The sequence below is a fragment of the Flavobacterium rhamnosi genome, assembly GCF_048286515.1.
In the GTDB taxonomy this organism is placed as follows: Bacteria; Bacteroidota; Bacteroidia; order Flavobacteriales; family Flavobacteriaceae; genus Flavobacterium.
This window is the reverse complement of record NZ_JBLVPS010000001.1, coordinates 142,067-154,505: the sequence shown is the minus strand read 5'-3', so window position 1 is coordinate 154,505 and position 12,439 is coordinate 142,067. Positions and strand designations below refer to the sequence as shown.

At 33.4% G+C, this 12,439-nt stretch carries 14 protein-coding genes; 12 read left to right on the top strand and 2 right to left on the bottom strand.

Features of this window, described 5'->3' with window-relative positions:
- Nucleotides 1-154 precede the first annotated feature (154 nt).
- The 5 genes from truA (at nt 155) to ACNQGN_RS00700 (ending at nt 6,241) form a co-directional block, all read left to right on the top strand.
- Nucleotides 155-889, top strand: coding sequence for a tRNA pseudouridine(38-40) synthase TruA (truA, locus tag ACNQGN_RS00720; protein ID WP_417985958.1), 735 nt, complete (start codon nt 155-157; stop codon nt 887-889).
- Nucleotides 890-935: 46 nt separating this feature from the next.
- Nucleotides 936-2,690: an ABC transporter ATP-binding protein gene (locus ACNQGN_RS00715; RefSeq protein WP_417985957.1), complete on the top strand. Its 1,755-nt coding sequence runs from the start codon at nt 936-938 to the stop codon at nt 2,688-2,690.
- 312 nt (nt 2,691-3,002) lie between these two features.
- Nucleotides 3,003-4,391: a dihydrolipoyl dehydrogenase gene (gene lpdA / locus ACNQGN_RS00710; RefSeq protein ID WP_417985956.1), complete on the top strand. Its 1,389-nt coding sequence runs from the start codon at nt 3,003-3,005 to the stop codon at nt 4,389-4,391.
- Between the two features lie 305 nt (nt 4,392-4,696).
- Nucleotides 4,697-5,470 carry a hypothetical protein gene (locus tag ACNQGN_RS00705; RefSeq protein WP_417985955.1) on the top strand — a complete coding sequence of 258 codons (774 nt, stop codon included), beginning with the start codon at nt 4,697-4,699 and terminating at the stop codon, nt 5,468-5,470.
- Between the two features lie 282 nt (nt 5,471-5,752).
- Nucleotides 5,753-6,241 (top strand): hypothetical protein, encoded by a 489-nt coding sequence (locus ACNQGN_RS00700; RefSeq protein WP_417985954.1) that lies wholly within the window; start codon nt 5,753-5,755, stop codon nt 6,239-6,241.
- Nucleotides 6,242-6,712: 471 nt separating this feature from the next.
- On the opposite strand, the gene ACNQGN_RS00695 is transcribed toward ACNQGN_RS00700, so the two are convergent.
- On the bottom strand, nt 6,713-6,928 hold the full coding sequence (locus tag ACNQGN_RS00695) for a hypothetical protein (RefSeq protein ID WP_417985953.1): 216 nt from the start codon (nt 6,926-6,928) through the stop codon (nt 6,713-6,715).
- Between the two features lie 172 nt (nt 6,929-7,100).
- On the opposite strand from ACNQGN_RS00695, the gene ACNQGN_RS00690 reads away from it, so the two are divergent.
- From ACNQGN_RS00690 to ACNQGN_RS00660, 7 genes are all read left to right on the top strand, one after another.
- A complete protein-coding gene (locus tag ACNQGN_RS00690; protein WP_417985952.1) occupies nt 7,101-7,622 on the top strand; it encodes a DUF6134 family protein in 522 nt (173 codons plus the stop codon).
- A 10-nt stretch (nt 7,623-7,632) separates the two neighbouring features.
- Nucleotides 7,633-8,322 (top strand): CPBP family intramembrane glutamic endopeptidase, encoded by a 690-nt coding sequence (locus tag ACNQGN_RS00685; RefSeq protein ID WP_417985951.1) that lies wholly within the window; start codon nt 7,633-7,635, stop codon nt 8,320-8,322.
- Nucleotides 8,319-9,308: an NAD-dependent epimerase/dehydratase family protein gene (locus ACNQGN_RS00680; RefSeq protein WP_417985950.1), complete on the top strand. Its 990-nt coding sequence runs from the start codon at nt 8,319-8,321 to the stop codon at nt 9,306-9,308. The genes ACNQGN_RS00685 and ACNQGN_RS00680 overlap by 4 nt, the downstream gene beginning before the upstream one ends.
- Nucleotides 9,301-10,107: an SDR family NAD(P)-dependent oxidoreductase gene (locus ACNQGN_RS00675; protein ID WP_417985949.1), complete on the top strand. Its 807-nt coding sequence runs from the start codon at nt 9,301-9,303 to the stop codon at nt 10,105-10,107. The genes ACNQGN_RS00680 and ACNQGN_RS00675 overlap by 8 nt, the downstream gene beginning before the upstream one ends.
- Nucleotides 10,108-10,202: 95 nt before the next feature.
- Nucleotides 10,203-10,586, top strand: a complete 384-nt coding sequence (locus ACNQGN_RS00670) for a heavy-metal-associated domain-containing protein (protein WP_417985948.1) — start codon at nt 10,203-10,205, stop codon at nt 10,584-10,586.
- 343 nt (nt 10,587-10,929) lie between these two features.
- Nucleotides 10,930-11,280, top strand: a complete 351-nt coding sequence (locus ACNQGN_RS00665) for an MmcQ/YjbR family DNA-binding protein (protein WP_417985947.1) — start codon at nt 10,930-10,932, stop codon at nt 11,278-11,280.
- 107 nt (nt 11,281-11,387) lie between these two features.
- Nucleotides 11,388-11,834, top strand: coding sequence for an endo-arabinase (locus ACNQGN_RS00660; RefSeq protein WP_417985946.1), 447 nt, complete (start codon nt 11,388-11,390; stop codon nt 11,832-11,834).
- A 96-nt stretch (nt 11,835-11,930) separates the two neighbouring features.
- Here ACNQGN_RS00660 and ACNQGN_RS00655 read toward each other — a convergent pair whose 3' ends face one another.
- Nucleotides 11,931-12,290, bottom strand: a complete 360-nt coding sequence (locus tag ACNQGN_RS00655; RefSeq protein WP_417985945.1) for a response regulator transcription factor — start codon at nt 12,288-12,290, stop codon at nt 11,931-11,933.
- Nucleotides 12,291-12,439: the final 149 nt, after the last annotated feature.

Sequence of the window (12,439 nt, the reverse complement as noted above, 5' to 3'; positions counted from 1 at the left end):
CCAAATAAAAAATCCATTTAAAACTTAACAAACTTTTGCACCATAGCGCCTTCGTGACACAAAAATTAATAAGTATCTTTGCTACTTAAAAGTACAAAACCCGATTTCTCTCAGAATAATCTGAAATCTGAAATCTGAAATCTGAAATCTAACCTTGAGATATTTCATAAAATTAGCATACAACGGAACCCATTATCACGGCTGGCAATACCAACCCAATGCTTCGTCGGTTCAAGAAACGATGAATAAAGCATTTTCTGTGTTATTGAATAAAGAGATTAATCTCATGGGAGCCGGACGAACGGATACCGGAGTTCACGCAAAGGAAATGTATGCTCATTTTGATTTTGAAACTGCAATCAATAGTCCAAATCTAGTCCACAAACTCAACTCCTATTTGCCCAACGACATTGTTGTTTATGACATCATTCCAGTGTCTGATGAAGCACACACTCGTTTTGACGCTTTAAAACGAACGTATGAATATCATATCAACACGTTTAAAGATGTGTTTTCACAGGAACAAAGTTGGTATTTCCATCAAAAACTAGATGTGGATTTAATGAATGAAGCTGCAAAACTACTATTCAATCATACTGATTTTCAGTGCTTTTCAAAAGTCAATACGGATGTAAACACTTTCGACTGCACCATTTTTGAAGCGTATTGGAAACAGGAAAACGGCAACCTTATTTTTACGATTTCTGCCAACCGTTTCCTACGTAACATGGTACGTGCCATTGTGGGAACATTAGTAAACATAGGATTACATAAGATTACATTAGTCGATTTTACCGCCATCATTGAAGGAAAAAACAGAGATAAAGCTGGTTTTTCGGTTCCAGCGCATGGTTTGTATTTGACCAAAATAGAGTACGATTATTTATAGTTAGACTATAAACATTATGCCTAAAGCATAAGGCTAAAAAAAATATATGAAAGCAAAAGCATTTGACACCCGATTATTCAAACGAATATTAAAATTCACCAAACCGTACCAATGGCGTTTTAATGGCGTGATCATTTTTGCCATTTCACTTTCGATATTTGCGGCATTACGTCCATATTTATTAAAACAAACCGTTGATGGATATATTGCAACCCAAGACCAACAGGGATTATTAATGTATGTAATCCTGATGGGAATTGTGCTTTTGTTTGAAGTATTTTCACAATTTTATTTTGTGTATTGGGCCAACTGGCTTGGTCAGGATATTGTAAAAGATATTCGAACCAAATTGTTTCATCATATTTTGACGTTTCGAATGAAATATTTTGATCACGTTCCTGTAGGCCAGCTCGTAACGCGTTCCGTTTCGGACATTGAATCTATCGCACGAATTTTCAGTCAGGGTCTGTTCATGATTATCAGTGACCTGATGAAAATGTTTGTAGTATTAATTTTTATGTTCTATATGAACTGGAAATTGACCTGGATTGTGATTGTAGCCATGCCTATTCTGGTTTTTTTCACCCGAATATTCCAAAAGAAAATGCAAGTCGCTTTTGAGGAAGTACGAACACAAATCGCTAATATGAACTCCTTTGTACAGGAACGTGTCACAGGAATGAAAATTGTACAACTTTTTAACAGAGAGGATATTGAATATGAAAAATTCAAAAGCATCAACGACAAGCACAAAAAAGCGTGGATAAAAACTATCCTTTATAACTCCATCTTTTTCCCTATTGCTGATATTATTTCATCTTTGACACTAGGTTTTATTGTTTTGTATGGTGGAATCAAAATATTAAACGGTGATAATTTTACCACTTTTGGAGATTTATTTTCGTACACCATGTTCATCGGAATGCTTTTTAATCCATTACGCCAAATTGCGGATAAATTCAATGAGATGCAACTTGGAATGATTGCTGCCAATCGTGTTTTTGATATTTTGGACACCCAGGATCAAATTCAGGACACAGGAACTATCGAAGCGCCAATTTTTAAGGGAAATATAAAATTTGAAAACGTTCGTTTTGGTTATATTCCTGAAGAAGATGTCATCAAAGGAATTGACCTACAGGTAAATGCAGGACAAACCATTGCCATTGTGGGTTCCACAGGCGCAGGAAAATCTACTATTATCAATTTATTAAACCGTTTTTACGAAATTAACAGCGGTTCTATTTATATAGACAATCACAACATCGAAAACTACACTTTAAGTTCCTTACGCACACAAATTGCGGTGGTTTTACAAGATGTTTTCCTTTTTGCCGATACTATTTTCAATAATATAACCTTGAATAATCCAGCGATAAGCAGAGAACAGGTTTTAGCTGCAGCAAAAAAAATTGGCGTCCATAATTTCATTATGAGTTTGCCAGATAATTATGATTTTGACGTCAAAGAGCGTGGAGTAATGCTATCGTCAGGACAACGCCAGCTAATTGCCTTTTTGAGGGCTTACGTCAGCAATCCAAGCATTTTAATTCTGGACGAAGCGACTTCATCGATTGACACCTACTCAGAAGAATTGATTCAGCGCGCTACGGAAACAATTACCGAAGGCAGAACCTCGATTGTCATAGCCCATAGACTTGCAACAATTGTCAATGCTGATAAAATTGTGGTTATGGATAAAGGATTGATCGTGGAACAAGGGACGCACCAAGAGTTAATTAACCGTGAAAGCGGGTATTATAAGAACTTATATGACTCCCAATTCTCAGTGGCTAATTAGTTTTGTCCCTAAGATACAAAATGCATATTTTTTTTTTCGATTCCAACCACTACGTTTTTAAATTCAGATTAAAAATTAGTGCATTTGAGACTAAAAAAAACCTCGCATGTATAATTGACAAAACTGTAAGTATATTTAAAATAACGGTGTTTTTTTGAAAATTTGTTAGTTTACTACTTTATTTCGTTGAAACTTTCTCAAAACGGAATAAATCCTTAAATTCGCCCAATCAATTAAATAAGAGCAACAGACAAAAATGAAATATGTTTTACGAATTTCATTTTTACAATTAAAAAAATAAATACTTAAACAATGAAATACGATATTATAGTTTTAGGAAGTGGCCCAGGCGGTTATGTTACAGCCATTAGAGCATCACAATTAGGCTTTAAAGTAGCCGTTATTGAAAAAGAAAACTTAGGCGGAGTATGCTTGAACTGGGGTTGTATCCCTACCAAAGCGTTATTAAAATCAGCACAGGTTTTTGATTATCTAAAACACGCTTCCGATTACGGATTGACTGTTTCATCATTTGACAAAGACTTTCCCGCTGTTGTTCAACGCAGTCGAAGTGTTGCTGACGGAATGAGCAAAGGTGTTCAGTTCTTGATGAAAAAGAACAAAATCGACGTAATTGATGGTTTTGGAAAACTAAAACCAGGAAAAAAAGTTGATGTTACTGACAAAGATAACAAAGTCACTGAATACAGTGCGGATCATATCATTGTTGCCACTGGGGCACGTTCCCGTGAGTTACCCAACTTACCTCAGGACGGTGTAAAAGTAATTGGCTATAGACAAGCAATGACTTTGACTACACAACCTAAATCTATGATTATTGTAGGTTCCGGAGCAATTGGAGTAGAATTTGCACATTTCTATAACGCAATGGGAACTGATGTTACCATTGTAGAATTCATGCCAAACGTAGTTCCTGTAGAAGACGAAGACATTTCGAAACAAATGGAACGATCATTGAAAAAAGCAGGTATCAAAATCATGACCAGCTCATCAGTTGAACGAATTGACACCACTGGAGCAGGTGTGAAAGCATTTGTAAAAACAGCCAAAGGAGAAGAGGTTTTAGAAGCGGAGATCTTACTTTCAGCAGTAGGAATAAAAACAAATATTGAAAACATAGGATTAGAAGAAGTTGGTATTGCCACTGATAGAGATAAAATATTAGTAAACGCCTACAACCAAACCAATATCCCAGGATATTATGCCATCGGTGATGTTACACCAGGACAAGCATTAGCACACGTAGCTTCTGCTGAAGGAATTAATTGCGTAGAAAAAATTGCAGGACTCCACGTAGAACCTATCGATTACGGAAACGTACCGGGTTGTACATATGCAACTCCTGAAATTGCCTCAGTAGGTTTGACGGAAAAACAAGCTAAAGAAAAAGGATACGAATTGAAAATTGGTAAATTCCCATTTTCGGCTTCAGGAAAAGCGAAAGCTGCAGGAACACCGGATGGTTTTGTAAAAGTAATTTTTGATGCTAAATATGGTGAATGGTTGGGTTGTCACATGATTGGAGCTGGTGTTACAGATATGATTGCCGAGGCAGTTGTAGCTCGTAAACTGGAAACAACAGGACACGAAATCCTAAAATCAATTCACCCACACCCAACAATGAGTGAAGCAGTTATGGAAGCTGTTGCTGATGCATATGGCGAGGTAATACACTTATAGATCTTAGATCGTAAAGTAACGATTTTTGATTTCAGATTTAATAATCCGATTTGTGAAAGCAAGTCGGATTTTTTTATGGAATCATCCCATTACTACAACAGAATTATACTGTAAGATAGCTTAAGAAACAACGCTTTTTAGTACGCTCTAAATCCAATCACAAACCTATTAACAATTAATTATGAAACATATATAAATAATTACGTAACAAAAATTTGACATTCAATCACGTACTTTGAATAGATCAAAATAGTTAAAAATAAATAGAGTCATTTTTTTTTATACCTATTTAAAAAGTGCGTCTTATGAAAAATATTTATCTTACTACCGGAACAATAAATGAAGTTTTTAATGAACTCGAAACCTCCTTTAAAGGAAATTTGAATTCAAACAATAACGAATTTAATTTAACCTTAGATTCAGATTTAAGTAAGGGAAATATTGAGGGAATATCATTTATAAATGGTATTACTTCAATTCAGGTTACTATTTCATTTTCTGATGATACATTGCTGAGTATTGAATCCTCGGATAAATCATCTCTTTTATTTGCCTACTGCACTGAGGGATCCATCAACCATAGCTTTGGTGTGTCTGGACACAAATCAACCCTAAGAAAACACCAATCAGCAGTAATGACCAGTAGTCGAAGTATCAATACTATATTGCATTTCAAAAAAAACATACCTATTAAATTTTCTCTTATAAAAGTTGAAATTGAAGACTCCGTGAATAACCCTATAATTTCAAGATTAAAAAAAACCTTTTTAAATAAACAACAAAATTACAGCTATCTGGGTATCCAAAATTTAAAAATCATGAAGGAATTTGATCAGTTGGACTCCGTGACTGAACAGGGAATGACTGGACTTATTATGAAAAAAGAAATTATTCAATCTATTTTAACAATTGAAATTGATCATCATACTGACAATTTGATTAAAATGTCACGTGCAATTAAACGTTCGGCACTAAATCAAATGAATGAATTAAAAAAGATAACTAGTATTATTAAAAACTATTCCCTCGAAGCAATATATAGTAAAGTTAGTACTTCAAAAAAACAAAATCTTTATTAAGCAACCCATCGAAAGGTCTGGATATTAATCATCCCAAAACCCGTAACTGCGTTTGCACCACTTTCAGTAAGAAAAATAATCTAATTTTAATTCCCACAATAGTCGGATTTCAGATCCCCAACTCTGATTTTCTTATGCTTTTATAGCAAATAAAAAGACATATTTTAATTAAAAATATTTTAACTTTTTAACATTTAAATTAATAATAATTCGTAAATTTGATTGTATTGTACGATATTTATACGGAAATATGTTAAAATTTAATAATTTAATTTATTTGCTATGAAAACACTAAGACAATTCAGTTTAAAGCCGGTATTGATTGTTATTTTAATTACACCCGCTTGCGCTAATACTTTAGATGATTTAAAGACCGGTAATCATTTAAATGGTTTAACTCCAATAGATAAACAAAACAATGTAACTATTGTTGTTACTGATGGAACTCTGAAAATAAGTTTTTATTGGGACACTGATTTCAATGAAACAATTAATTTCAATAAATTAAATTTTAGTTTTGAAGCAAATAACGCGCTAACTGCCACTGATGGTATAAATACATATAATGGAACCTGGTTAATTACAGACACTAGTGGTTACATCGATAATTTGACAGATTTGAAATTCGATATTACTTTAACATCTCCAATAAATTTTGTAGAAACAATAAATGAATGGGAAGTGATTGATAAATCCCAAAGTTATATCAAACTAAAAAATGTAATCGGTGACAATGGAGGAATAGACTTATTAACATTTAGTAAAAATTAAAAACTTGGCAAACAAATACTACGTACAATAAAAATGGCTGCACAATAATGTCTTTTTAATGTTCAATCAATATTTAAAATCCAGCAGACCCGATGCACTCTTTGGGCTACCTGATGGCTATGGAAGTTAATGCTGATCATGAATTAAAAATCCTAGATCCGTTTTACTTTATTCTAAAAAATGAGGTGAAAACGGATTTTTGATGACTACTGTTTTGGTATTTGACTTTTCAATCTTTACTTAAAAACAAACACAACATACTAACAAACAATACTTTAACATTAAAAAAGGATCTTATTTGAGATTTTTTAATGTATTTTTTTGTAAATTAGTGGTGTAGATTAAGACGTATTTCTTTATTCTTTCTCATTCTAAACTCGCTAGATTAGCAACACTGCCTTTCCATACATGCGATAAAAAATAGCGATTTGAATGAAAACCGATTAAGACAATACCATAATTTAACCCATTCTACTCAGACAGTTTCAAAGTCCCCAAAATTAACAAGGTAAATGAATTTATAAAGTTTGAATTTGCCCCAAAATTAAATATTATTTCAAATGCTTTGGGAGTATGAATTACTGTAGGACCAGAAGTACCTGCAGTGAATGAAATTGTAACGATTGTTACTTTCTTTAGTTTTGCCAAAAGGCAAGACATTTGTGATAAACTTAAAATAGAAGTCATGATACCGTTTCTGATTTATATTTTATTAAAAAAATACCACAACCAAACCTGGGTGAAAAAAGTTTTACTAACAACTAACTTTTTAAAAACCCTTCTGCACAGGAATTTTTCTCTTTTTATGTTAAGTCTTCTATTGCTCATTTCAATAATAGCAAAAGCTCAAAATCTACAGTTGAATTATAAAATAATACGAGCTGGAAATGACATTGGAACATTGCAACTTGAAAAAAAAATTGTTGGAAATAAATCAAGCCTGTTATTGATTTCTGAAATAAAAACCCGTCTCATTTTTTTGATTACGGTATCGGTAAAAGAATCCGCAACTTTTGAAAATGGAAAACTCATTTATTCTTCCCAATTCCGAAAAACGAACGGCATAACAAAATTGGATAAACAGACAAGCTTTGTAATAGACAAATATGAAGTAATAGAAAATGGTAAAAAGGAAAAACTAAGCGTCCCTTTTATCGGCGCAAACCTATTGAGCCTGTATTTTCTAGAACCTACAGCTACAAAAGCTGTATATAGTGACATCCAACAGTGCTTTGTCAAAGTAACAAAAACGCATGATGGTGGCTATAAAATTAAATTTCCAGATGGCAACAGCAATAGCTTTTATTACGAAAAGGGTATCTGCACTAAAATAAAGATCAGCAATTCCTTTTATCTGATTGAAATAATTCACGAACCTTAAAAAATTCTTCATGCAAACAACAAACATTACGGTATATCTCTTTTGTTATGCTCTGTTTTTTCTATTCAGCTGGATCAGTAAGATCAAGAATAGCCAAAGATTAATTAATGATGAGGGGATTTTTACTTCAAATCCAGGAAAGCTTATTGGATTTCATGTCATAGGAATAATTTTGTTTGGGATTATCCCAATAATACTATTGAAACATTCCACTTTGGAAGTTTTAATTAGTAACAGAATCTTGGACAGCTCTTTTGTTTTTTTATTCATTCTGATTTTTATACTCCTCTTAACCATTGTATACAAACAAAGTAGATATGCTTCCCTAAAAAACCAAAAACCATACGGAAGTATTGTCCATTTATCTTCGCCTTTTTTTATTCTCTACTTCATCGTTAGAACTATCTTTCTGTTTGCTTACGAATTATGGTTTAGAGGTTTTTTACTTTTTGACAGTATCGCTTGGTTAGGAATAACCATGGCTGTCACAGTAAATGTTTTTCTTTATGTATTGTTACACATTTTTAACAGCAAAAAAGAGATATTGGTTTGTATACCTTTTGGCCTGCTAGTTTGTTTTTTTAATATATTATTTAATGCCGCATGGCCTGCTATTATTCTTCATATTGGTGTTTCATTAGTATACGAACTTACTTTTTACCGGTCTTATTTATATACATCTAAAATAGAAAGGTTATGAAAATTTTAATAACTGGAGCAACAGGATTTGTAGGGCACCAACTTGCACTAAAGCTGGCCGAAGGCGGAAATGACATCAATATATTGGTACGAAACCCTAATTCAGTCCATATTCCTGTTCATAAAAACATTCGAGCCTTTACGGGTGATATTACTGACAAGCAATCCATTACCGCTGTAATTAAGGAATGTGAACAAGTATATCATACCGCTGCTCTGGTAAAAATATTTGATAAAGACCCCCGTCTTTTTCATGAAATAAATGTAGAAGGAACTCGCAATATGCTCGAAAAATCACTTGAATCGGGTGTTAAAAAATTTGTATTCACCAGTAGTTGCAGTGTAATAGGACCATCATTGAAAGACCCCATGTGTGAAGATGACTCGCGCACTACCACCTTTGATAATAATTATGACATTACAAAATTTCTTGCCGAAAACCTTGTTACCGATTATGTCCATAAAGGACTAATTACAGTCATTGTATCTCCTTCAAAAGTATTTGGTCCTGGTATTGAAACCCACCCAATCAGTGTAAACAAAGTACTAAATAAATTTATCAACGGCAGTATCACTTTCATTCCCAAACCTGGTAATCTGGCAGCCAATTACTGTTTTATTGATGATGTGGTCAATGGTCACATACTTGCGATGGAAAATGGGACTGGAGGCGAAAAATATATACTCGGCGGTGAAAATGTATCTTTTGTGGATTTTTTTCAAACTGTTCGTTTACTGACCGGAACAAAAGCCACACTGATTCAGACGCCTGAATTTTTCATAAAAATATGGGCTGCGCTCCAATGGATACAATACAAAACGATCAATAAAGAACCTTATGTGACAAAAGAAGGTATTCAACAAATATTCTGCAACAAAATTTTCAGTAGTGATAAAGCAATCCGTCAATTAGGCTACCAAATTACCCCTCTAAAAGAAGGGCTTCAACAGACAATCCAATTTTTAAAAAATAAAACCCATGCATAATTATTTTTATACATTGATAACAGGTGCCAGTGAAGGATTTGGAAAAGCATTGGCAATCGAGTGTGCCACAAGAAAAATGAATCTAATCCTTGTGGCTCTCCCCGACACTAAACTTTATGCGGTGGCCGAATCCATAAAACAACAATACAAAGTTGACGTAATAGTTCTTGAAAAAGATCTAACAATTGAAGAGAATTGCATTTTGGTTTTTAAAGAAGTGGAACAACTTAAGTTATCCGTGAATATGCTCATCAATAATGCAGGAATAGGAAGTACCATGTTATTCAGTGAAGGAAGTCTATCTTTTTATCAAAAGCAGCTAAAATTAAATGTGATCGCTACTACCTTACTCACCAGCTTGTTTCTTGAAATGTTAAAGAGTAATAAACCCTCTCATATTTTAAATGTAGGAAGTCTGTGTAGCTTCTTTTTTCTGGCAAAAAAACAAGTGTATGGTGCCACCAAATCCTATATCTATTTCTTTTCAAAAAGCCTGCGACGTGAATTGAAATCTGACGGTATAAATGTTAGTGTTATTTGCCCTGGCGGAATGAATACAAATTCATCCGTTATGATCACCAATAAAGCAAACAACTGGCTAATGCGCATGTCACTAATGAATCCGGAAGACGTTGCACCAATCGCTATTAAAGGTCTACTAAACCGAAAGGAAATTATTATTCCCGGACGAATCAATAAATTATTTTTACTGGCAGACAAGTTGTTGCCTCCAATCATCAACGAAATGATCTCAACTCATCATATGAAAAAGTTAAAATCTGTTTCAGTAACAGAATAGTAACCGATATGCAGATCCATAGGCGCTGAAATCAGATTGAAAATTATTTTGATTAGTTGTAACAGGACTCAAATTATAGCTTAAAATCCTTATTTTTGTCTAAAATAAATTACACTGCAATGAAACTGATTTCTCCTAAACTGATTACTATAATCTTTACAATACTTTTAACAGCATTTTCTTATGGACAAGCCAAGAAAAACGGAAAAGCTGTTATCAAAACGAATATTTATTGTGACCACTGTAAAACGTGCGAAACTTGCGGAAAAAACTTTCAGTCAAAAATGCTGAAAATCCAAGGTGTTAAAATGTATGAACTTGATGAAAAAGCGATGACAGTAACAGTATATTATAATGCAACAAAGACAAATCCGGAAACAATTAAAACAGCGATTTCAAAACTAGGCTACGATGCCGATGAAAAGAAAGCGGATATCCTGGCTTATGAAAAATTAGATTCCTGCTGTAAAAAAGTATAATCAAAATCTTCACGTAACAAAGTGACCTGTTTTTATTAGTTGTTTACTGCCAATTGCAACTGTTTTTTTTTTAGTATCTCCCATGACTTCGAGTGCCTTTTACGAGCACTATCGCAAGGGCCTATGCATCAGAAAAAGGTTTTTAGAAAAACGGAAATTAATACATCTGTTTTTTTTAATGAGGTATTTTAAACCTAAAAGTAAATATTAACAAATGCTGCGTTTTGATTATCCTTTAATTCGCATATATTTACTTTCTAATTGACAAAATGGTTTCGTTTGGATTATCACACCAACTTAAGTTGACTCCAATTTAAAACAAACACGTTTAAACAGCTCGCAAATGGACATTGAAGATATAAGACTTATTTGCCAAGAAATGCCCGGCGTAACGGAAGATATTAAATGGAAACATGATCTGGTATTCTCTATTGGCGGAAAAATGTTTTGCGTAGTGGGATTAGATCAACTCCCTACAACCGCTTCTTTTAAAGTTAAGGATGAAGATTTCGAAGAAATCAGCAATTGGACTAATTTTAAACCTGCTCCATATGTCGCTAAATACAAGTGGGTTTTTATTGAAGACATTACTAAAATGCGAAGGGCTGAATGGGAAAAACATCTGGAACAATCTTATACTCTGGTGAAAGATAAACTGACCGTAAAATTAAGAAAGCAATATAACTTGGAGTAAAAACCAATAAAAAAACAAAAATATCTTTTAGGATCCCATCAATAACTGATTAGAGTATCGCCTTTAGTCCCCAATATTTTTTAATAAATCATTTAAATAACATTACTATGAAATGGAAATTATCATTTTTCTTAATTATAAGTATAAGCATTTTAGGCTACAGTCAAATAATTGATGAATCCGAAGCAATAAAAAGAGTACTTGAAAAAGAATCGGCCACGTGGAGAGCCCGCGACAGTAAAGGCCATACGGAGTGTTGGCATATTAAGCCATACAGCAGAATATTGGTTTCGACCACTGAAGGCGTTACGATAGACGTTCCTCCTACTGCAATGATCAATACAAATCCCAATTCCATGGGCAATGGAGGTTCTTCGCTGAATACCAATTACAAAATGAGTATTCACGAGAATAATGCCTGGGTGAGTCATGACGAAGAATCAACCGCGAAAGATGGCAAAAAAACTTTCTCTTATGAAATCAGATTATTAGAAAAAATAGAAGGGCAATGGAAATTGGTAGGACAGTCTATTCATATTTACAAACCTAAATAAAAAGAAATGCTGCCCATGAAGGCATTCTTTTGAAAACGATGGTCTACTATTTTAAAACTCTTTTCCCATTTACGTAATAAGAAACAACTAAAAAAGTTATTTCAATAAAAGACGTTTAATCCTAACAATCAACTCATTGGGACTAAATGGTTTTGTTATAAAATCATCCGCACCCAAATCAAAAGCCTTTAATACGTTTTTTTCTAGACCTGCCGCTGATAATATAATTACTGGAATATTGAGTTTCAACTCTACTTTTACTTTTCTAACGATATCTAATCCAGAAGCAAAAGGCATTTCTATATCTGAAAGGATTAGATCCGGATTCTCGGAAACTATTTTTTCTAATGCTACATTACCGTCCAGGCATGGGATAACTTCATACCCTTCCCTGATCAGCTTAAACTCCATAGTTTTTAGCAGCATCTCATCATCTTCGGCTATTAATATTTTCATTTATTGAATAATTAGCAACATGGGAATTAAGTCTTTTAAAAAATTGCTTTTTGTCATTCTTAAATACAAAGCAGCTTTCTCAAAATTAGACTTTTAAAACCTGTAATAGTATCAATATATTAGATATTTGTTGTAAAATTATGGTGTAA